Source organism: Proteus sp. PR00208 (assembly GCF_016238545.1).
Lineage (GTDB): Bacteria > Pseudomonadota > Gammaproteobacteria > Enterobacterales > Enterobacteriaceae > Proteus.
This window is the reverse complement of the sequence record NZ_JAEHQE010000008.1, coordinates 86678-109684: the sequence shown is the minus strand read 5'-3', so window position 1 is coordinate 109684 and position 23007 is coordinate 86678. Positions and strand designations below refer to the sequence as shown.

The following is a 23007-nucleotide window of genomic DNA, read 5'->3' as shown; positions in this document are numbered from 1 at the left end:
AGTATATTAAGCTAATGAATTATTGCATAAAAAAAGCCCTTAACACTTACGTATTAAGGGCTTCTATCAGCGATTCGAAATATTATTTCATTAAATTACGAGCCGCTTCAATCACGATACCGAGTGCATTATTCTCAGTTTTCTTCAGTAATTCCGCATCTGGAATTTCTTGTTGAGTACGGTTTACGATAACACCCGCAACCATACCTGCACGTAAACCTTGGCTTGCACACATTGTCAATAATGTTGCAGATTCCATTTCATAGTTCATTACGCCCATTTCTTGCCACTCTTTCATAGAGCCTTTGAAACGGCGAACAACACGACCTGTATAGGTGTCGTAACGTTCTTGTCCTGGATAGAATGTATCTGAAGATGCAGTAATACCGACGTGTACAGTGGAGCCATTGTCTTTAGCGGCTTTGTACAGTGCGTTCATACATTCAAAATCAGAAACAGCTGGGAATTCCATTGGTGCGAAATGTAAGCTTGCGCCATCTAAACGAACCGCAGCCGTAGTTACAAGAATATCACCTACATTGATATGTTCTTGAATTGCACCAGTTGTACCAATACGCAAGAAAGTACGGATACCTAGCTGTGCTAATTCTTCAACAGCGATAGAAGTAGATGGGCCACCGATACCTGTTGAACAAACAATGACAGCTTTGCCATCAATTTCGCCACGCCATGACGTGTATTCACGTAAAGAAGCCAGATGAACTGGGTTATCCATTAATTTTGCAATTTTTTCAACACGCTTAGGATCACCTGGAACAATTGCTAAAGTGGCACCCTGTAGGTCATTTTTGGTTAAACCTAAGTGAAATACATCAGACATATCGGACTCCTCAATGGGACAAAACCAATGATCATTAAATTAAAAGTTACTGTATCAGTTTTTCAGTCCTTTTTAGTGATAAACATCACCTACAGGACATCAAACAAAGTAACAATTTCATAAAATTGTGATTATTATCACAAAAAGTGACATTTTAAATACATTATCCACGAATACATTATCAATATTCGCCAGCATCAATCATTAACTAAAGTAAACATTTCTCTCATCAGTATAGATGCGATAAATACATTATCGAATATAAATACCTCAATATATACACTCTAAATAATTCGAGGTGTAGCTAGGCGACGAGTGAATGAGTCGCTAGGAGCATACATCAGTATGTGACTAGTGCGAATGAACGCAGTCAACAACGCTACACCTTGAAGTATGACGAGTGGCTAGGCGACAAGTGAAGGAGTCGCTAGAAGCATACATCAGTATGTGACTAGTGCGAATAAACGAAGTCAACAACGCTGTAGCTTGAAGTATGACGAGTAACTTGAAGTATAACGAGCATAGCGCGTACACTACCCGCCCTTAAAACAAACATCTAATGTGACAAACACATCGTCACTGGAGTGAACATGAGCTTATTTAACCAAATTGCGAGCCTACTAGGCGGCGAAAAAATCAATCAATACAAAACCGTCCTTGAGTGGGTTGGATCTCAAGGTGGCATTGAAGGCTTAGTAAAGCAATTTGATACCGCGGGTTTAAGTGAGCTTATTCAATCATGGATAAGTACCAACGCCAATTTACCGATCAGTGCAGAGCAAATCGTCGCTGTTTTTTCATCTCCAGTGATTAATGATCTTGCGGCGAAAATTAATTTAAATGCGACAGAAGCTTCTGAAATGGCCGCGCAATATTTACCTAAATTAATTGATAAAGTCACACCTGATGGCGTTGTACCTAAAGACTTAGATTTAGTCAGTGCGGGAATGGATATTTTAAAAGCGAAGATTTTCGGTGGATAAATAAACAAACTGTTTTAATGCGTTTTCCCTTACATCCCATCCCATAAGAGAAAACGCATCACGTTCTTAATAATCAAATTTGATTACAGCAAACCTTCTTCAATCAACGCTTCATGAAAACGTTGTTTTTCTTCAGGTGTTGCCTGAATACGTTCTAAAGGTACATCCAAAGCATAAGGGATATTTTGTTGTGGTGAATAAACGGCTAATACGTAGGTATTTCCATTTTGCTCAATCACAATAGGCGGTGTTTTCTTATTCCCTGAATAAGCAATACGAATATCTTTACCCTCTAAATTAAGATGATAAGTTGCAATAAATTGCTTATTACTCACAACCATTTTTGCGGGAATGGCTATTAACTTTAAAGGTTGAGTGCCTACTGATAATAATGCTTTTTTTACTTTACTGATCAGTATTTGACGATAAATAAAAAAGATCACACTAAAACCAAACAAGCCGATAAAAATAATCGTACTCATTAAGCGAAGCCAAATATTATCTATCGCCACATCAACGGTCATTTTACTGAGATCATTTGCATCAGCGACGGGTTCAACTAACACATCTTTAGGGCCTAAATCTAAAAAAGTAAAATTACGCGAAACTTCATTGCCTTTATAACGTAAATCAACACTACAGTTAGTCAGAACAAAGAGTTGAGAGCGACAAGAGCCATTCACCGTAGCATCAACAGGTACTGCATTCTCACTGATTTTATAATCATAAAGAATATTGGGAATTTGATAAGCACTAAATACAGTCATTGCTAACATGAAAATAACTAAGAATAAGGTGCGAAATAATCCACCGTCTCCTCTTAGTGGAACTAATTTCAAAGGTCGAGTTGGAAAAGCATCTAATACCTTATCCGAAAGTTTAATGCTAGTTTGCACAATAATTATATCCATAAAATTAAAGAGTTTTCGCAGTATAGCAACGATCAAGAATATCAATAATAAGATTTGCTCTGGGTTTTAATGAATGCCTTTTTTTTAATTTTATATAAAGTTAGCCTGCTATTTTGACTATGCGACTTATCTAAAGTGACAGTTCAAAAATAACAGGCTAATAAACAATTAATTCTTTTATTACGCGTTCTGACGCAAATATTTAGCCGCCTCAACCATATTCGCTAATGCTGCGCGTGTTTCAGGCCAGCCTCGTGTTTTTAATCCACAATCTGGATTTACCCATAAACGTTCTGCTGGAATTCGCGATTGCGCTTTTCTTAATAATCCAACGATCCATTCCACATTTGGCACATTAGGTGAATGAATGTCATAAACACCTGGTCCAATTTCATTTGGATAATCAAAGTGCTCAAAAGCTTCTAGTAATTCCATATCTGAACGTGATGTTTCGATTGTAATCACATCCGCATCCAGCGCTGCGATTGAATCCATGATGTCATTAAATTCGCAATAACACATATGGGTATGGATTTGTGTCTCATCATCAGCAATGGCGGCACTTAATTTAAAGGCATCGACTGCCCAATCAAGGTAAGCCTGCCACTCATTACGGCGCAGTGGTAATCCTTCACGTAATGCAGGCTCATCGATTTGAATAATACCAATACCTGCTTTTTGTAAATCATCCACTTCATCACGCAGTGCTAACGCGATCTGTTTTGCAATCGTTTCACGCGTCACATCTTCACGAGGGAAAGACCAACATAAAATTGTCACAGGGCCTGTTAACATGCCTTTGACTGGCTTTTCAGTTAACGACTGTGCGTAAGTTGCCCAATCCACGGTAATAGGGGCTGGGCGACTAATATCACCGATAATCACAGGTGGTTTTACACAACGTGAACCATAGCTTTGTACCCAGCCATTTTGCGTAAACACATAACCATCAAAATGCTCACCAAAATACTCCACCATGTCGTTACGTTCTGCTTCGCCATGAACTAATACATCAAGACCAAGGTTTTCTTGTTCGGATATTGCTTGCTTTATATGTTCGCTGATATTTGTGCGATAAGCTGCCGTATCGATACGCCCTTTCTTAAAATCTAAACGAACAGTACGAATTTCTGTTGTTTGTGGGAATGAGCCAATTGTGGTGGTTGGCCATAATGGCAAATTAAACCGAGTACGTTGTACTTCTGCGCGTTGGGTATAAGGTGAATTTCTTTCACTATCTTGCGCTTCAATTGCCTGTAAACGAGCTTCAACTGTTGCATTATGTACACGAGTCGAGTGTTGACGTTGACGAATTGGCGCACTGTACTGTGTCAGTTGTTCATCATATTCACCTTCTGGTGCATTCAATGCTTTAGCTAACAAAGCGACTTCTTCACATTTCTGAACAGCAAAAGCAAACCAGCTTTTTACTTCATCATCAAGTTTCGTCTCTGCATTTAAATCAATTGGGCTATGCAGTAATGAACATGAAGTTCCAATCCACAAAGGGCGTTTCCCTTTTAGCGCAATCACTTGCTGATAACGTGCACTTAAATCTGCTTTCCACACATTTCGACCATTAATCACACCTAATGACAGTACCCAATCTTTGGGTAATGCTTGGTGTAAGTGCTGCAAATCATCTTGCCCTGCTGAAATATCAACATGAAGCCCATTAACAGGTAAGTTTTTAATAATATCAAGATGATGAGAAATACCATCAAAATAGGTTGTCAGCAGTAATTTAACTTGTCCCGTTAATGCTTGATAAGCTGTTTGATAGGCATTTTGCCATTCAACAGGTAAATCCAGTACCAATGCAGGCTCATCAATTTGCACCCACTCAATACCTTTCTCTTTTAATGCAGAAATCACTTGTTGATAGATAGGTAAAATATCTTTTAGAAGCGTTAATCTATCAAATTCAGGGCCTTTTACTTTACCTAGCCACAAGTAAGTCACCGGACCAAGTAAAACAGGTTTTATTTTATGACCTAATGCTAATGCTTCATCGACTTCGTCTAATAGCTCTTTCCATGCAAAGGTAAATGATTGACCTTGCTGAAATTCAGGTACGATATAGTGGTAGTTGGTATTAAACCATTTCGTCATTTCAGATGCAGCCGCAGGTTTACCTGTTGGCGCTCTACCACGAGCGACCCTGAATAGAGTATCAAGATCGAGTGAGCCGTCTTCATTACGGTGACGAGGCGGTACATTACCTAGCAGTAGGCTTGTCCCTAACACTTGGTCATACCAAGCAAAATCACCAACAGGTAATAATTCAACACCCGCATCTGCTTGTTGTTGCCAATGGCGAGCACGAAGCTCTTTACCCACTGCAACTAATTCTTCCTGTGAAATCTTACCTGCCCAATAATTTTCTTGTGCCTTTTTTAGCTCTCTATCTAAGCCAATACGAGGGAAGCCGAGTGTGTGATTGCGAATTGTCATAATTAAAATCCTATTTTTAGCCGTCTAGATGTTTACACATCCATAATCTACAGGTAGTGTATAAATCACAAGCGCAAACTTTTCATCAATAACTTGAAGGTTTCTCATGATAGAAATAAAACATTTAAAAACGATATTAGCCTTAAAGCACACAGGCTCTCTTGCTAACGCAGCAAATCAATTGCATCAAACGCAATCGGCTCTTTCACATCAATTTAGTGAATTAGAACATCGCCTTGGTTATCGAATTTTTGTGCGTAAAAGCCAGCCACTGCGCTTTACTTCACAAGGAGAAGTGCTCGTTAAATTAGCAGAAGAAGTATTGCCTATCGTTCGTAGAGCTATTGAAGCGTGTAATGAGCCAGGTAGTGTGAATTTAAATATAGCGATTGAATGCCATAGTTGTATTCAATGGTTAACCCCTGCATTACAACAATATCGCCAAACATGGCCTGAAGTGACTGTTGATTTTCATTCGGGTGTGACTTTTGATCCACAACCTGCGTTATTACAACGTGAATTAGATGTAGTACTGACATCAGATATCTTAGATGACTCTCGTTTACACTACACGCCGTTGTTTGACTATGAAGTCAAATTAGTTTTATCACCAGATCACCCTCTTGCTAATCGCTTGCATATTCAGCCACAAGACTTGATTGCAGAAACCTTATTTATTTATCCCGTTCAACGAGAGCGTTTTGATGTATGGCGTCATTTTCTACAACCCGCGGGTATTACGCCACATTTCAAACATGTCGATAATACATTACTGCTAATTCAAATGGTTGCAGCTGGCATGGGAATTGCGGCATTACCACACTGGGCGGTTGAGAATTTCGAAAAACAGGGATTAGTGGTGACAAAAACATTAGGTGAGGGATTATGGAGCCGGTTATATGCTGCCAACCGTAGTGGAGAGCAACATCAACCAGCGATCCGTGAGTTTATTCGCTTATCAGGCCAGCACGCTGTTAACAATCTTCCTTTTGTAAAACAGGTCGGCGTATCCAGCGTTGATGGATCCAAAGTGATGCAACAATCAGGCTCGCGCCTATGATGAAACTTGGCCAATTCGGATGTTGTTGCCAAATAGAGAAATTCACTAATAACCCTGCTGGAACCATCATGTTATTCATAATCGCTAAGGTTCCAGCATCAACTTGTGTGGCACCATAATTCCACATGAAATACCCTATTCCAGAAGCGCCAATTCCTAACCAGAGTAAAACACCCCACTGTAGTGATGTTGTTGGCATTTTCTGCCAATCGGCAAAACACAATGCGCCAACAAGTGCCACCGCAACAGCACCGAGATAAAACCAAGAAAAAGCATGATGTTGTGGAAGTGGATGAACTTCCATTAAGCGTTTATAACCAACCTGACCAATCGCAAAGAAAATATTCGCCAGTTGTACTAATAACAGGCCATACCAAAAATCATCACTTAAATGGTCATAGCGAATAATCGCCGCACCTAATACCGCTAATAATGAGCTAAAGGCATAACCCCAACGTAATCTTTGACGTTCTAATAAATCATAAATTAACGTGACATAAAGCGGTGTTAATACGGTAAAAAGTAAAAATTCTGCGACGGTTAAATAGTTATAAGCGTGGAAGACAAACAGGTACATAATCCCTAGTTGGCAAGCCCCCACAAGCATATAAAGCAAAATCACCTTAAAGCGGATCCCCTTCCAACGTAAGAAAGGTAAGAAGACCAAAGCGGCTAAAGAAACGCGGATCAGAACAGAGAGCCAGCTATCAACCTGACCGGCGAGATACTCACCGATCAGACTAAAAGAAGCAGCCCATAATAGTGTTGTAATAACCAATAACCACATAATTAACTGTCTTTCTCTACTAACAGTGCTTCCATTAAATCCAATTCATGTAGCAATAATTGGAGTGTTTCATTACTGATTTTTCGCGTTGCTCTTAGATGATAAAGCTCACCACGTTCAGCACGTAATGCCGTTAAACGAAAACGCCTTTCGAGATCTTCTTCTAACGCGTTATGAACCATTTCATCTTGTTCCGCAGTACGGCGTCTTAAATAACCCGTTACACGAGAAGCAACTTCATTAATTTCTTCTGCATCCAACTGCTCTTCACTACTTGCAGCTAAGCGCTCTTCCATTTTATTCAGACTAACAATTGCCACTTCTGCCATTACTTTACGTGCGTAGCGAACTTCGTTTTTATCTGCTTCTTTGTCAGTTGCCTTCACGCCTTTTAATAGGAAAGGAAGTGAAATAATGCCCACTAAAATCGACAGTAAAATAACACCAGCAGCAATAAAGATTATTTGATAACGCCCAGGGAAAGTGCTGCCATCGGTTAAAAAGAGTGGAATAGAAAGCGCACCCGCCAATGTAATTGCACCACGAACACCTGCAAATGACGATAACCACAACTCACGCGTTGTGTAATTAGCGAAATCAAGTGGATGCTTTTTCATAAAGATCCGACTCATTTTCTTCATTAGCCATAACCACGTAAATCGCAGGATCAGCAGTGCAAAGTAGATAACAAAAACTGCTGCAAACAGCATCCAGACTTCAACTTCTGGGTCAAGATCGGCTTGAATAACAGAGCTTGTCCAGATAATAGGAAGCTGTAAGCCAAGCATGATAAAGACAAGACCGTTAAAGACAAATTCAAGCATTGACCACACGCTATCAGCACGTAAACGCATCGCAAGAGGTGCATTTCTGATAACGCCTGATTTACTGATAGTCATACCGGCAGCAACAGCCGCTAAAATGCCTGAAAAACCAATATGTTCCGCAATAAGATAAGAGGCAAAAGGTAGCAGCAACATAAAGACAATTTGTGTAGCAGGATCGTCGCCGCTCCAACGACTCATTAATCGCAGAGATTTACTGTAAACTAAGGTGACACCGATACCTGCCAGTAATCCGCCAACGGCGACTTTAAAGAATTCAAGGGTTGCACCACCAACAGTAAACACCATCGTTCCCATTGCCACAGCAACCGCAAATTTCAAGGCAACCAGACCTGAAGCATCGTTCATTAATGCTTCACCCTCTAAGATGCCCATAATTCGTTTTGGTATTCGCCCTTTACCAACAATAGAAGAGAGTGCGACCGCATCCGTTGGCGAAAGTACTGCCGCCAATGCAAATGCCGAAATCAGGGGAATACTTGGCATCATCCAATAAATCAGATAACCGATACCAACAACGGTCACCATGACTAAAACAAGCACAAGAATAAAAATCTCACGCCCATTCTGGATAAATTCTCGTGTCGGTGTTTTCCAACCATCAACAAAAAGTAAAGGCGGGATCAATAGAACGAGGAATAATTCAGGATCAAAAGTGACATGTAAACCAAACTGAGGCCATGCCAATAAAGCCCCTATCACAATCTGTATTAATGGTAACGGAACACGAAAGGGAATTAATTTTGTGATAACTCCCGAAACTGAAACCACCAGTATTAAAATCAAAATAGTAAAGAAAATTTCCATGTTACCCTTACATGCCTATTTTTATCCTGAAAACCTGACATCTTTCCCTTATAAAAGGAAAACCTACCGAACAATAAAGAAACATATTATGTAAAATTCGCGCATCATACATTTCTTTATCTATGCATCACTGCTTATTTTAAACAGATCCCACTCAGACTCTGTGAGAATATTTAAAAATTAAGACTAATCGTATCTAACACCGCACATTGTACGCTATTTATTGCTCTCTATTTATTAACGGCATTAATTATAGAAAGCATACGTTTTTATTCCTCTTTTTCAGTCTAAACAATGTAATAGACCGTATAAAAACGTAAAACGTTAAGTAATTAAATAAAAAATAATAGATAAATGACAATAGCGATTAAATTTGAGAGCTAACTCGTAATGCTAATGATTATTCAATTGTTCTTAACATCGACATCATGACAACATCACAATATTTACCTTCTCTAAAAGCAGCTTTACGGCGTATACCTTCAACTTCAAAACCCAATTTCTTATACAAATGTAAGCCTCTTTCGTTGTCTGAATACACTTCTAATTCTAATCGAGTGGCTGCTAACCAATTGAAAGCATAATCAATTGCTGTATTGATAAGTAATTTACCAACGCCTTTTCCGGAATATTCAGCACCAACACCAAGACCAAAACTCACAATGTGGCGACGACGAGGATGATTATCGATTATCAGTGCTAAATGTCCCGCGACTTGGCCATCAATAGTTGCAACAAAATTAGGGATATTTTGTTCTGAAAATTCAAGTAATCTTTTTTTCCACATCGTGACTGAAGGATAAGGAAATTGGCAAGTGCAAATATATAAATCAGGATGTGTATATAGTTGTTGAATTGCTGATGCGTCGTCAGGTTCACCATGGCGTATTTTTATTTCTTGCATATCTTCTACCAACTATTTAATTACTAGATTTAATTTCGACAATAGCGAATAAAAGTAGAGAAATAAATAGCAAAAAGGCGGAATAAAAATATATTCCGCCTTTTGTCTTTAAAACCGATTATTTAAATTAAATTGCCCACTCACCCGCATAAAATGCCACTAGAGCAATAGTAATTAATACTGTGCCAATATTGAGTTTACGCCATTCACCTGCAAATATACGGCCAATCACCAAACAGCCGAAACCTAACATAATACCTGTGACGATATTACAGGTTAAAACAATAAATACAGCACACACCATACCTGACATTGCATCAACAAAATCACTGAAATCTAACTTAGTGACGTTACCTAGCATCAATAAACCCACATACATTAACGCAGGTGCCGTTGCATAAGCAGGAACTAAATAAGAAAGAGGCGATAAGAAAAGGATCAGTAAAAATAAAATACCGACTACTGTTGCGGTTAATCCTGTTTTACCACCAGCCGCTGTTCCTGCGGCTGATTCAACATAAACCGCAGCCGGTGCAGCACCAATAACACCCGCAAAAATACTACTGACAGAGTCAGAAGTCAGCGCTTTTCCGCCATTAATAATTTGCCCGCGTTTATCTAATAAGTTTGCTTGACCTGCAACAGCGCGAATAGTCCCAGTGGCATCAAAAATGGCAGTCATCACTAACGCAAGAACACTCGGTAATACTAAAGGCTGTAAGGCACCTTTAATATCCATTGCAAACAATAAAGAAAGTCCATCTTCACCTAATTGAGGCATTTTAAAGATGCCTTGATATTTTACATTAGGATCAAAAATAAGGCCGATAATCGAAATAGCCACAATCACTAATAGAACGCCACCCGGCACTTTACGTTTTTCTAATCCGAAAATAGCGGCCAATCCAGCAAGTGACATCAGAACAGAAAATGATGTAAATTTACCCATTGCGACAGGCAAACCATCAAATGGGTTTTTAACCACTAATCCAACACTGTTTGCTGCGATTAAAAGCAGAAAAAGCCCAATCCCTATTCCTGCACCATGTGCGATACCAATTGGAATATTTTTTAAGATCCAAGTGCGAATGCCAGTTAATGAGAAAACGGTGAATAAACACCCCATTAAAAACACGGCACCTAATGCAACGGGCACAGAGATGTTTTGTCCCAAGACCAAGCTAAAAGCGGTAAATGCTGTTAATGAAATAGCACAACCAATTGCCATAGGAAGATTTGCCCACAATCCCATTAGAAGGGAGCCTAATCCCGCGACTAAACAGGTTGCAATAAAAACCGCTGTATGTGGAAAACCGGCTTGTCCTAACATACTAGGAACAACAATAACGGAATACACCATAGCCAGAAATGTCGTCAAACCAGCGATCATTTCTTTGCGAACAGTTGTGCCGCGTGCTGTAAGTTTAAAATAGCTATCCAGTTTACCTGTGCTTGCTGATTGATTAGCAGACATTACTTTCCTCTGACATAAAAACGGTTCACTCTCCAAAAAAACGAAAACGATTACGTATCAATTAGAATAACCTCTTGTCGATGAAAAATCTTAAGAGGGAGTCAAAAGCAAACGTTTGGTTTTTCGTGTGGATTGAGTGAGAGAATTTGACGCAAACGATTATCTGGTGCTTTTAGGGTAAGAATCAAGCGAAAAAATACATTTTTAATAAAAATGTCATAAAAAGATAATTTAAAGTTAGAAAAAAGAAAAAGAGGAAAGCAGCTACCGACTTTCCTCATCATTCTACTTTTGTACAATCATCTAATATCATGCTTATCTCACAGTAGAAAAACAGATTAATCAATTGTTTTTATTGAATTTATATTACACGATATGATAACTAGGTATATCTATCTATTATTAGTAACTTTAATAAGTTGCTTAGATAAATAATACCTCCCGTTCCCAATGTGTGGCGATTAATGATTTGCAGTATTCACTATTTTTATCTGAAGATAGTGTCATCTTCTACTTCTAACGTTAGATGAGTAAGCGCAGTTTTAGCAAATAGTTTTCCGTTTTGCATAAGCATTTCTAGATTATTCTTAATAAATTTTAAAATAGTTACAATTACAAAAGATAATCATAATCATTTATAAAAAACAATAAGATAAATTTTTAATATTTAGAAATCGAGAAAAGAAAGGCTTCCTCTATCGCATTACTTTGACCCTAAATGGAATACGATAGAGAAGAAATAATATTAAGATGAGCTACTATTGAGTGCTTCAACACCTAGGTTCCAACGTTCCATCGTTGAAACTAAGAATAAACCTGTCATAGCAACCAATAAAAATGGTAGTGAAGATGAAGAAATTTCTGACATCGCGCCAGCCAGCAAAGGCCCTGCTAAATTACCAATTCCCCATAACATCGCAGCTGACGCATTAGCAACCATCAGATCATTGCCTGAGAAATATTGCCCTATTTGTACCAACGCAATGGTGTATATCGCACCAGCTGTTGCACCCAACACCAGCAATAAAGGCCAAATCAAAAATATATGGGACATAGTGATAGGTAATAATAAGCTTGCAAGTAAAGTCACTACACCACAAATTCGATATAACCGTGTTCTGTTCATATGATCAGCAAGCCAGCCAAATGGCATTTGCATAATGGCATCACCCGCTAAAATAGCGCTTATCATCATTGCGGCAATAGCTTCAGTGTGTCCCATACTTAGGCCATAAATAGGAAACATAGAAAGTACGGTGCCATCAAAAAAAGCAAAGAAAACAATACCACCACAGATTGCGGGTGCCACTTTAACAAAGCGGATAATAGAAAAATTAGGCTCTTGCGTATCTTTCGGTAATTTATCACCTGTTTTCTGATCCATCATTAAAAACAGGACAATAGAGATAATATGAATAAAGACACTAATTAAAATAGGTGTCTTATCTGCGACGCCATAAAGCGCAATAATTGAAGGCCCTAATAACTGGCTAATAGTAAATACCGTAGTATATACCGCTAAAATCCGCCCACGTTTATTATCTGGTGAAAGCTCATTAATCCACGTTTCACCTAAACAAATCATCACACCACTGGCAATCCCAGTGATTAATCGTAGAGGAAATAAAACCTCTAAAGGCAAGCTCCCCATTAAAGGTAATAAGCTTATTGCAGAAACAATGGTTGCTAATAGCATGGCAAAGCGTTTGCCTATCCATTGCACAATACGCCGAGCAAAAGGCGAAATAATTAACATCCCAATAGCGGGTGCAGCGGAAATAAGTCCAATGATAGATTCACTAATTCCCGCTAAATTAAGGCGCAGTGCAACCATAGGAATAGTTAATCCGATAACAATCCCGATAACGCCAATACTTACCGTGATAGTTGTTATCGCAAAAACTTCAGATTGGCGATAATTTTGATGTGACATGTTATTTTGTTTCTGCGAATAACAGAAACCTCTGTAATAAAAGGAAGGTGGTTAAATAAAATATTGTTTTATTATAGGGGATAAGAAATAGATAAACATGCTTAAAAAGTAACATTAATCAGAGAAAGATCTCCGTTTGACTCACCAAGATCTTTGCCTTTCACAATATTCTCACTTCACCGTCATTTATCCTGCAACGCTTAAGAAAAATAACGATAAATAAGCACAGTACCTGATGCCAATACAATGGTATAAATCACACTCATAAATCGAGCTTTCGACATACGTAATGTTAAATTTCGCCCTAACCAAACTCCCGCAAACATAGCAGGCAAGAAAATGACAGCTAACTTAAGAATATCCAATTGCCAATAAATACCCGCAAATAAGAAAATCACCACTCGCGTTAGTGTGCTAAAGCCAATCAATGTCGTTTGTGTAATGCGAAACTTGTTTTTATCTGCAATTCTGCCTGATAAATAGATTGCATATAAAAAGCCACCACTACCAAACAATGCGCTAAATACACCACCAATTAACCCAAAAGGATAAACCAAGCGTTGAGAAAATTGGCTTTCTTGTTTTTTCCAAAACAAGGCATAAATGGCATAACAAGCGGCAAAGATACCTAAAAGAAGAGAAAGCAAATCAGGTCGTGTGGTTAATAAAATCGTCGCACCGACCAGACTACCAATAATAATCAGCGGAATAAGATAGCGTATCTCTTTAAAATCAGCCTGTTTGCCATCTCTTAAAACATTCACTATGGCAGCACTTAAATCGATTAATGCCAATAAAGGCACTATCATTGAAAGAGGTAAATAAAGTGCTAATACAGGGCCTGCAATTAACGCAGAGCCAAACCCAGCCATACCGAAAATAACATAAGCAAAGAATAAGGTAAGTAGGCAAATAAAAAGATCAGACCAACTGAGTAAGTCCATCATAATAAACCTTGAATAATTATCATTTAATGAAGAATATTAGCGTAATTATTAAAAATCGAACAGTGATCGTAAGACTATTCACAAAATACAGCAGAAACAGGATCTCATTTTTCCGAATACGGTTAATTAGTGTTATTATCTAATCGGAATAACTCTTTTAAACTAACGATATTTTGAATTGGCAATGAACCCACAACCTCCTAAAAAAACGAATGAATACCTTGGTAATAAAGTCAAACAATTAAGACAGTCTCGAAACTTGTCACTTAATGAGTTATCAAGAAAATCGGGAATATCCAAGGCTGCATTGTCAAAATTAGAATCGGGTGATTCTAATCCTAGAATCGATACCTTAGAGGCTATCGCAATAGCGCTTGGCTTTCCGTTAGGGGATTTATTTAGTTTCACACGAGAAGAATATCCTCGTTTAGAACGACATAAGCCTATCGTGGGTGATTATGCCCAAGAGTTTAAATTTCGTATTGGTATCGGCAATATTACTGAAATTTGGCATATCGAAATGAAGCATGGCGCGATCATCAATAGCCCAGCTCACGCAGATGGAACTCAAGAACACATCATGGTCTATTCGGGTAAATTAATGATGCGTTTTGACAATGATGAAACGGTCTTACTCGAAACAGGTGATTTTTACGCCTTTCATGGTAATACCCCTCACTCTTATATTTGTGTTGAAGGGCATTTGCGTGCATCCGTCATTATGTCTAGCCCCAATCAACAGCATTATCATCATCGTCCTTAGCTTTTTTATTTGCGATAAAAATATGGCTTTATTCCTATTAATTAAAAATACCGTAATTAAGAATAAAGCCACTGATAAAATAAAAATGACAAATTAACTTAGATAACTTTCCATTTGTTCAAAAACACGTAAATCGTCGCTGAATCTCACTTCTTTTACGTCTTCAAGCTTTTCTACCTGACTCACCATCTGCATTAGGCGATCATCTTTTTGCACTAATAGCCAAATACGGCTTTTATCGCTATTTTTCATCGGTAAACACAAAATACCATCAACGTTAAAGGCACGGCGAGCAAATAGCCCACAAATATGGGTCATAACACCGGGATGGTTGCGAACAATCAATTCCAGCGCGATAGGTTGTGATTGTTGTGACATAAATTAAGCTCCTATCATCTCAATATTTGCCGCCCCTGGCGGTACCATTGGAAATACTTTTTCATGAATATCAATCATGACATGAATTAAACACGGACCTGGTTTTTCAATTGCTGCTTTTAATGCACTCGCAGGATCCGCTTCCTGATTTAAGTCACAGGTGTCTAAACCAAAGCCTTGTGCAATACGAATAAAATCTGTTTGATAAGGGTAAGCCGCCGCATAAATACGCTCTTCAAAAAACAGCGTTTGTTGTTGGTGAACCAATCCCAATGCCTGATTATTTATCAAAATAATTTTGATATCTAATTGGTGTTCAGCCGCCGTAGCAAACTCTTGAATATTCATCATAATGCTACCATCCCCAGAGAAGCAGAGGATTTTCTTACTTGGCTCCGCTAATGCGGCACCAATCGCTGCTGGTAAACCAAATCCCATCGTGCCTAAACCGCCAGATGTTAACCATTGTCGAGGTCGATTTAACGGATACGCTTGTGCAACCCACATCTGATGTTGCCCAACGTCTGTTGTAATAATGGCATCATCATCAACACAATTTGCGGCCGCTAATACAATGCCATAACCACTCAGAATATTTTCAGAGTTTTTCATCTCCAATGGATATTCTTGTTTCAGTGTCGTAACACGCTCTATCCATTCATTACGCTTATTGGTATTAATCAATGGTAATAACAGTGATAACACTGATTTCGCATCAGCGTGGATCGCAATATCTGGGCGTTTGATTTTACTAATTTCAGCACGATCGATATCAACATGAATAATTTTGGCATTAGGGCAAAACTTCTCTGCTTTACCAATAGCACGATCGTCAAAGCGCGCACCTAATACAATCAACAAATCCGCTTCTTCTAAAATAAAATTAGTACTACGCGTCGCATGCATACCCAACATCCCCAAATACAGAGGGTGTGAAGGTGGCATTAATCCTAATCCCATTAAGGTCATCGTTGTTGGCAGATTATTTTTCTCTGCTAATTCAATCGCTTCTTTGCATGCTTCTGAGCTAATTATTCCACCGCCTAAATATAAAACTGGATTTTTAGCTTGGTTGATCATTTGCGCCGCTTGTATCACTAAATCAGTATTAAATGCGGGAACGGGATCTTTTTGTGGAATAGGTGGTAACGCTTCTAATGTAATTGTGGCTTGCTGAATATCTTTTGGTACATCAACCCAAACTGGGCCCGGTCTCCCTGACATAGCTAAACGAAACGCATCACAAATAATTTCGGGTAAATCAGCAATATCGCGCACTAAATAATTATGTTTAGTAATGGGAATAGACATGCCATAAGTATCAACTTCTTGGAAGGCATCTGTCCCAATCATTGCAGAAGATACCTGACCAGTAATACACACCAAAGGAATAGAATCCAATTTAGCATCTGCGATTGCAGTGACTAAATTCGTCGCCCCCGGCCCACTTGAGGCAATACAAACAGCAGGTTTACCATTTGCTCTTGCAATACCTTGAGCGATAAAACCTGCGCCCTGTTCATGGCGAGTTAAGATATGGCGAATAGATTTGCTTTGGCTTAATGCGTCATACAAAGGCAACGCCGCACCACCGGGGATCCCTGCAATTGTCGTAATGCCTTGCCGTTCCAGTAAATAAACGATTAATTGTGCGCCAGTAAAGGTTCTACTTGTGGCGTTATCTTGTTGAGCACCCATTTTTCTCTGTCCTTTGTTCTAAGCCGGACTTTATGGGCGGTAGAAAAGAAAAACCCCGCCCGGTTAGTGCGCCGGCGGGGTTGCGAAACTGTGTTGATTCGGACCCGTTACGGCGCTTTGCCGACGACCACCACCACACGCACGACAACCACAGCCGCAATGTGCGCTGTTAGTCGTAGGCTTTGTAGTAGAGTAGTGATGATCATGGGTTACCTATCAATTAATTTAATGATGTGTTTACGTGTTATCTGTATTTAAAAAAACATAACTTCTACAAATTAACAACCTTTTTTTTCGGTTTATTTTTTATCACCGCCAAAAACGAGAGCTAGATCACTTCTAGTGAAAATCAAAAAATAACCCTGATTGCAGCATAAAAATCTAGATTAATTTCACATTACAGAATAACCAAAAATTCGTTTCTCAACGTAAACACATCGACTCAATTTTATAAAAAAGCAACTTGAACCAATAATAGTGTTGCCGAGAGTACAAACATAAATATCACCATCGGCATAATAAATTTAAGCCATTTATTATAGGAGATATCTAACATTTGCAATGTCGCTAACACCAGCCCAGTAGGCGCCAAGAACAACATAATATATTGCCCCCAGTTATATGCCGATACCACCATATAACGAGGAACACCAACTGCATCCGCTAATGGCGCCATGATTGGCATCGCTAAAACCGCAAGCCCTGAAGAAGACGGAACAATAAAACCTAAACAGATAAAGACAACGAGCTGTGCCAATAAGAATAAACTTGGTGGCATTCCTGCAACCATATGAGACATAAATTCAAGAATGGTATCAGCAATTTTACCTTGTTCCATCACAAGGTTAACACCACGCGCTAAACCAATAATTAATGAAACACCGACTAATTCCGATGCCCCGTGAATAAATCCATCAATGGCTGTTTTCTCTTTTAATCCAGAGAGAAAAATTATGATGATTGCGATAGCAAGGAAAAGAGCTGCCATTTGTGGAAACCACCAGCCCATGTCCATAACACCCCAAACCATAATAGGAAAAGCAGCAACAAATAAGCAGAGGATCACTTTACGACGCCACGAAAATTCTAATATCTCATTAGGATCGTAATTACTTAAAAAGCGCTGTTTAAAACTTTCGGCATTTTCATAGTTGTAAGAGAAAGTCGGATCTTTTTTGATCTTCTTGCAATACCAATATAAATAAACCAAAACCCCCATCGTACCAATCACCAACCCAATAGTACGAAAGCCGATCCCTTCAATAAAACTGATCCCCGAAGCATTTGATGCGATAACAACTGAGAAAGGATTTACAGTTGAGAACCCAGCCCCCATTGAAGAGGCAAGGAAAATAGCACCAACACACACAATAGCGTCATAACCCAAGATTAAGAATATGGGTACTAATATGGGATAGAAGGCAACGGCTTCTTCTTCAATCCCACAGCTTGTCCCGCCGATGGATAATATAATCGTGACCCCAAACACGACTAAAAACTCTTTGCCTTTGGTTCGATTCGCTAGTGCTGTTAAACCTGCATTGAATGCACCAGTTTTATTAACAACTCCAATAAGCCCCCCCAAGACAAGAATGAAAACAATAACATCAGCTCCCTCTATCGTTCCTTTCACCATACTTTCGGTAATATCCATAATCCCTTTGGGTTGCTGTGCTACGCGTTCATAGGTTCCAGGTATCGCTATCGGTTTTTTAATTGTCCCATCTGTAAATTTATTAATCTCAATAGAGACATTTAAATCATTTAATGTTGCCTGAGTTGCAGGTAACACTTCATGAGAACCATCTATTTTCGCAACCACTAATGATGGCCCCGCTGAGTTATAACTTAATCGCTGATATTCGCCAGCTGGAATTATCCACGTTAATCCAACCACAATTACTGTAATGGCAAATAAAATAGTAAATGCGGTCGGAAACGCAAACTTTTTAAGTTTCATAAGCGTCCTCGACTTAAATAAGAGGCTACTCTGCCAGTAGAAATAATATCTATCTGGCAGAGTCTATTATTAGAATTAAATGTAGAATAATGATAAGTATGATATTAATCAGAAATAATTGTTGTACCTGTTTTTCCTTCTAAAGCAGATAATGCATTCTCTAAAGAAGTAATAATAGCTTGTACACCTTTATCACTCTCTTTTAGAAAGTTAAGGCAAGCCTCAACTTTAGGTAGCATACTTCCTTTAGCAAATTGCCCTTGGGAAATATATTTCTGCGCTTGAGAAAGCGTTAATTTATCTAAATTCATTTGATCTGGTTTATTAAAATTAATAGCAACTTTATCAACAGCCGTTAATATTAATAAAATGTCTGCTTTTAATTCTACGGCTAATTTTGAGCTAGAATTATCTTTATCAATAACAGCATCAATACCTTCTAATAAATCCCCTTTCCGAATAACAGGAATACCACCGCCACCAACAGTAATCACCACAATATTACGTTCAACCAACTGTTTAATAATCGGCGATTCTACAATTTCTAACGGCTTAGGTGATGGGATCACTCGACGATATCCACGTCCAGCATCTTCCATAAAGTGAAAACCGTGCTCTTTTTGAATAACCTCAGCTTGCTGTTGAGTATAAAAAGCACCAATCGGTTTTGTCGGTGATAAAAAAGCAGGGTCGTTTTTATCAACAACCACTTGGGTCACAATGGTGGCACAACCATGATTTTTATTCAGATTTCTCGCACATAATTCGTCATTAATAGCCTGTTGTAGATGATAACCAATATAACCTTGGCTCATGGCACCACATTCAGCAAATGGCATATAAGGCGTGCCGATGTTCTGTTGCGATGCATAATCCATAGCTAAGTTAATCATCCCAACTTGTGGGCCATTACCATGACCAATAATGACTTGGTAACCCTTCTCAACCAGATCCACAATGGGCTTTGCGGTTTTTCGGACTATCTGCTTTTGCTCTAGTGGCGTACTGCCCAATGCATTTCCCCCTAAAGCAATAAATACCTTCTTAGGCATTGTTAACTCCTTGCTTTAGCTTAAAGTCGCGAACATAACGGCTTTAATGGTATGCATACGGTTTTCAGCCTGATCGAAAACTTTTGATTGGCGTGACTCAAAAACTTCGTCTGCCACTTCCATTTCACTCAAACCAAACTTCTGATAAATATCTTCACCAATGAGCGTTAAACGATCATGGAATGAAGGTAAACAGTGTAAGAAAATCGCATGAGGATTTGCCATTTTCATCATAGATTCATTGACTTGATAAGCTTTCAGTAAGCGAATGCGCTCATCCCAAACACTATCTGGCTCTCCCATTGAAACCCAAATATCGGTATAGAGAACATCAGCCTCTTTTGCCCCTTTCTCGATATCTTCTGTTAATGTGATAGAGCCTTCGTTTTCAGCCGCGATTGCACGACACTCCTTCACAAGTTGCTCTTCTGGCATTAAAGATGCTGGGCCACATGCTGTAAAATGTAAGCCTAATTTGGCACAGACCACCATTAAAGAGTTAGCAACGTTATTACGCGCATCACCAAAGAAAGTCAGCTTAAGCCCTTTTAAATGACCAAAATTTTCTTCAACTGTTAGCATATCCGCCAACATCTGAGTTGGATGGAATTTATCGGTAAGACCATTCCATACTGGCACACCTGATTTTGCCGCAAGTTCTTCAACTAATGACTGATCAAAACCACGATATTCAATACCATCATAGAAACGCCCTAATACACGTGCAGTATCTTCAATAGACTCTTTTTTACCCATTTGTGATGAGCCTGGATCAAGATAAGTCACTCCCATTCCTAAATCGTAACCTGCCACTTCAAAAGCACAACGTGTACGTGTTGAGGTTTTTTCAAATAATAAAACGATATTTTTACCTTCCAAAGAGCGGTGAGGAATACCTGCCATTTTTAATGATTTAAAATGTTTAGAAAGATTTAATAAATATTGAATTTCAGCTGATGAAAAGTCGAGTAATTTTAAAAAACTTCTACCTTTAATATTAATAGACATAATAATCCTATCTCCTAATTATTTTGATAATAATAGAGTTAAAAAATGATTCATTATTTATGAAAAATAGATGTCTCCCCAATAACACACGTTATTAGGAAATATGCTTTATATTTTCAGCATGTAAAAAGAGGGCTTACCCGTTAAAAACGGAGAAATGGAAACACTGACGTTGTTTATACATCATAATGTGGGCAATACGTCTAATATGAGGCGTTTTCCTATTATTATTTTCCATAATACTAGTACCTTCACTTATAGGTATTAAATGAGGGTTACAGTGAAACATATAGGAATTAACTTTAATGTGATTATCATCTCAATTATCTATTTATGATAAAAACCATATATCAGTAAAAATAAATCATCAAGAATACATTCCATTAACACACAAATAAAAAATGGATAATCGCTTCTATATTAAGAATGACCTCAATTAAATTAATAAGATAATCAAGAAATAACCAATAAAAATTTATTTTTATTTAGCTATTATTTAGCTATTTTTTTTATATCACTTTTATAATTAACATTAATGATACATTTAAATACTAAAATAATTTAGCTAGCATCATCACCGCACTACAAATAATTAAAATCAGCGTTGCATACTGAAATATTCTGTCAGGCATTCTGATCAACAGCCACTTAGACAGCGGAATAGAGATTAGCGAGCCTAAAAATAACAAAAGTGCCAAATGAATATCCGTATGCCCATCTTGCATATAGGCTAGTGCTGAAGATCCCGATAACAATGTTGTGGTAAATATAGAAGTGCCAATAGCTTGCTTAATAGAAAGGTTCGCGTAGCGTAGCAATAACGGTAACACAACCACACCACCACCCACCCCCGTTGCCCCTAAAACAACACCTGCTGCGATCGCAGGAAGTAATAGCGCTTTTATATTTAAAGGAGCTAACGCTGTATTTTCAACCACAACGGGAGGTAATGAGAAAAACATTCTCTGTACAAAGAGAAATAGAGAAAAAACAATAGCACTAACAACAAGCGCATTAATTCCCCATTCAACTTGTTGCTGATACTGCGCTAACGAACCTAAATAATTAACCAAAACACTGGCTAAAAAGGTACTTGGTAGCATTATTCCTAAGACAATCATCGCTCTTTTAAAAGGAATATTTCCAAGGCGAAAATGCATATAAGACGAAGTAACTTTCATCAACATGGATAATAAATTCGCTGTTGCAACTGCCATTAACGCATTCATACCAAAGAAATAGGTCAATACAGGTAAAACAATAACACCGCCGCCCACACCCGTCGTACTTATAATTAAACCAATAGCCGCACCCACCGCTAATGTGGTGATAAGTAACATTATTGATTTCCTTGCATAACAGCTTCTCGCCCTTTTAATAATGCTTTTTCTGCTGACTCACTCGCTAATGTCATATATTTAAAAAACAGCACATCAAAAGCCACCATTTGTAAAACTTGTGGCGTAATCACGCCTAATTGAGAGTGTTGTTCATCATAAAAATAAGGCAATGTATAATCAGATAATCGAGTTGCTTCATCTTGTCCGAAACGCGTTAATGCCACAGTTAAACAACCTTCATTTTTTGCTGATTTCAGCATCCGATTAATATCTGTCGTATTTCCTCTAGCGGTAACAGCAATGGCAATATCATCAGTAGATAAATTAGCGGAATAAGCCAATTGAGCATGAAGATCAGGACTAAATAAGGTGTTTTTATTTACACGAATTAATTTATGAAAAATATCGCTCGCCACAACGGCGGATGCGCCAATACCAAACAATACAATGCGTTTTGCTAATACCATTTTTTCAGCTAATAGATCTATGGTATTAGGATCTAACAACGCTAATGAATCTTGAATAGCACTGGTAAACAGATGCCCTGTTTTGGAAATAATTAATTCTGTCGGGTCTGTTTTCGCGAGATTGCCATAGAGAATATCGCCACTGCTTTTTTGTTGCTTTTCTTCTGAAAGGTAATCAATTTTAAATTCAGGATAACCGCGATACCCCATTTGACGTGAAAAACGGATAACAGAAGCACTACTTACACCTGCTTTAAGTGCCAGATCAGCCGCATTCATACTGGCAATATTCTCACTATTCTCTAATAAATAATGAGCAATACGTTGTTCTGTGCCTTTGCCTTGTATTAGCAAACTTTCAAGCTTTTTGGTCAGTGTCGACATTCTGTTATCCT

General features: G+C 38.4%; 21 protein-coding genes. 4 read left to right on the top strand and 17 right to left on the bottom strand.

The window, feature by feature from the left end:
- Positions 1–82: 82 nt before the first annotated feature.
- The gene (gene udp / locus JEP36_RS07895; RefSeq protein WP_196571057.1) at positions 83–841 is read right to left on the bottom strand and encodes a uridine phosphorylase; all 759 of its coding nucleotides are present in this window, start codon (positions 839–841) and stop codon (positions 83–85) included.
- 590 nt (positions 842–1431) lie between these two features.
- Here udp and JEP36_RS07890 point away from each other — a divergent pair.
- A complete protein-coding gene (locus JEP36_RS07890; protein WP_198626327.1) occupies positions 1432–1824 on the top strand; it encodes a YidB family protein in 393 nt (130 codons plus the stop codon).
- An 83-nt stretch (positions 1825–1907) separates the two neighbouring features.
- Here JEP36_RS07890 and JEP36_RS07885 read toward each other — a convergent pair whose 3' ends face one another.
- Together JEP36_RS07885 and metE are read right to left on the bottom strand one after the other, a co-directional pair.
- Positions 1908–2735, bottom strand: a complete 828-nt coding sequence (locus tag JEP36_RS07885; RefSeq protein ID WP_198620180.1) for a hypothetical protein — start codon at positions 2733–2735, stop codon at positions 1908–1910.
- A 180-nt stretch (positions 2736–2915) separates the two neighbouring features.
- Positions 2916–5189 carry a 5-methyltetrahydropteroyltriglutamate--homocysteine S-methyltransferase gene (gene metE / locus JEP36_RS07880; RefSeq protein ID WP_198620181.1) on the bottom strand — a complete coding sequence of 758 codons (2274 nt, stop codon included), beginning with the start codon at positions 5187–5189 and terminating at the stop codon, positions 2916–2918.
- 106 nt (positions 5190–5295) lie between these two features.
- Here metE and metR point away from each other — a divergent pair, with 106 nt between their 5' ends.
- A complete protein-coding gene (metR, locus tag JEP36_RS07875; protein ID WP_196533479.1) occupies positions 5296–6249 on the top strand; it encodes an HTH-type transcriptional regulator MetR in 954 nt (317 codons plus the stop codon).
- Here the strand turns inward: metR and JEP36_RS07870 are convergent.
- From JEP36_RS07870 to JEP36_RS07845, 6 genes are all read right to left on the bottom strand, one after another.
- Entirely contained in the window at positions 6164–7036 is an 873-nt protein-coding gene (locus tag JEP36_RS07870; protein WP_198630051.1) for a carboxylate/amino acid/amine transporter, read from the bottom strand. The two genes, metR and JEP36_RS07870, sit on opposite strands and share 86 nt — an antisense overlap.
- Before the next feature lie 2 nt (positions 7037–7038).
- Complete coding sequence (locus tag JEP36_RS07865) at positions 7039–8688, bottom strand: Na+/H+ antiporter (RefSeq protein WP_198630050.1); 1650 nt, start codon at positions 8686–8688, stop codon at positions 7039–7041.
- Between the two features lie 400 nt (positions 8689–9088).
- Positions 9089–9592, bottom strand: a complete 504-nt coding sequence (locus JEP36_RS07860) for a GNAT family N-acetyltransferase (RefSeq protein WP_198620184.1) — start codon at positions 9590–9592, stop codon at positions 9089–9091.
- A 127-nt stretch (positions 9593–9719) separates the two neighbouring features.
- On the bottom strand, positions 9720–11066 hold the full coding sequence (locus JEP36_RS07855) for an NCS2 family permease (RefSeq protein WP_099075192.1): 1347 nt from the start codon (positions 11064–11066) through the stop codon (positions 9720–9722).
- 745 nt (positions 11067–11811) lie between these two features.
- Positions 11812–12999, bottom strand: a complete 1188-nt coding sequence (locus JEP36_RS07850; RefSeq protein WP_198630049.1) for an MFS transporter — start codon at positions 12997–12999, stop codon at positions 11812–11814.
- Between the two features lie 200 nt (positions 13000–13199).
- Positions 13200–13946: a sulfite exporter TauE/SafE family protein gene (locus tag JEP36_RS07845; RefSeq protein ID WP_160229926.1), complete on the bottom strand. Its 747-nt coding sequence runs from the start codon at positions 13944–13946 to the stop codon at positions 13200–13202.
- A gap of 184 nt (positions 13947–14130) precedes the next feature.
- On the opposite strand from JEP36_RS07845, the gene JEP36_RS07840 reads away from it, so the two are divergent.
- Positions 14131–14709 carry a helix-turn-helix domain-containing protein gene (locus JEP36_RS07840; RefSeq protein ID WP_151434082.1) on the top strand — a complete coding sequence of 193 codons (579 nt, stop codon included), beginning with the start codon at positions 14131–14133 and terminating at the stop codon, positions 14707–14709.
- Between the two features lie 93 nt (positions 14710–14802).
- On the opposite strand, the gene ilvN is transcribed toward JEP36_RS07840, so the two are convergent.
- Together ilvN and ilvB are read right to left on the bottom strand one after the other, a co-directional pair.
- The gene (ilvN, locus tag JEP36_RS07835; RefSeq protein WP_109372615.1) at positions 14803–15087 is read right to left on the bottom strand and encodes an acetolactate synthase small subunit; all 285 of its coding nucleotides are present in this window, start codon (positions 15085–15087) and stop codon (positions 14803–14805) included.
- Positions 15088–15090: 3 nt separating this feature from the next.
- A complete protein-coding gene (gene ilvB, locus JEP36_RS07830; protein ID WP_198620187.1) occupies positions 15091–16785 on the bottom strand; it encodes an acetolactate synthase large subunit in 1695 nt (564 codons plus the stop codon).
- 90 nt (positions 16786–16875) lie between these two features.
- Here ilvB and JEP36_RS17920 point away from each other — a divergent pair, with 90 nt between their 5' ends.
- Complete coding sequence (locus JEP36_RS17920) at positions 16876–17043, top strand: hypothetical protein (RefSeq protein WP_420902346.1); 168 nt, start codon at positions 16876–16878, stop codon at positions 17041–17043.
- A gap of 190 nt (positions 17044–17233) precedes the next feature.
- On the opposite strand, the gene JEP36_RS07820 is transcribed toward JEP36_RS17920, so the two are convergent.
- The 6 genes from JEP36_RS07820 to JEP36_RS07795 all read right to left on the bottom strand — a co-directional run bounded on the left by JEP36_RS07820 (position 17234) and on the right by JEP36_RS07795 (position 22996).
- The gene (locus tag JEP36_RS07820; RefSeq protein ID WP_198620188.1) at positions 17234–18745 is read right to left on the bottom strand and encodes a YfcC family protein; all 1512 of its coding nucleotides are present in this window, start codon (positions 18743–18745) and stop codon (positions 17234–17236) included.
- 104 nt (positions 18746–18849) lie between these two features.
- Complete coding sequence (arcC, locus tag JEP36_RS07815; protein ID WP_196533486.1) at positions 18850–19797, bottom strand: carbamate kinase; 948 nt, start codon at positions 19795–19797, stop codon at positions 18850–18852.
- A gap of 15 nt (positions 19798–19812) precedes the next feature.
- Positions 19813–20805, bottom strand: a complete 993-nt coding sequence (gene argF, locus JEP36_RS07810) for an ornithine carbamoyltransferase (protein WP_109372620.1) — start codon at positions 20803–20805, stop codon at positions 19813–19815.
- A gap of 136 nt (positions 20806–20941) precedes the next feature.
- The gene (gene speFL / locus JEP36_RS17845; protein ID WP_109372621.1) at positions 20942–21043 is read right to left on the bottom strand and encodes a leader peptide SpeFL; all 102 of its coding nucleotides are present in this window, start codon (positions 21041–21043) and stop codon (positions 20942–20944) included.
- A gap of 313 nt (positions 21044–21356) precedes the next feature.
- On the bottom strand, positions 21357–22145 hold the full coding sequence (locus JEP36_RS07800; protein WP_109372622.1) for a sulfite exporter TauE/SafE family protein: 789 nt from the start codon (positions 22143–22145) through the stop codon (positions 21357–21359).
- The gene (locus JEP36_RS07795; protein ID WP_198626333.1) at positions 22145–22996 is read right to left on the bottom strand and encodes a MurR/RpiR family transcriptional regulator; all 852 of its coding nucleotides are present in this window, start codon (positions 22994–22996) and stop codon (positions 22145–22147) included. Before JEP36_RS07795 ends, JEP36_RS07800 begins: the two co-directional genes overlap by 1 nt.
- Positions 22997–23007: the final 11 nt, after the last annotated feature.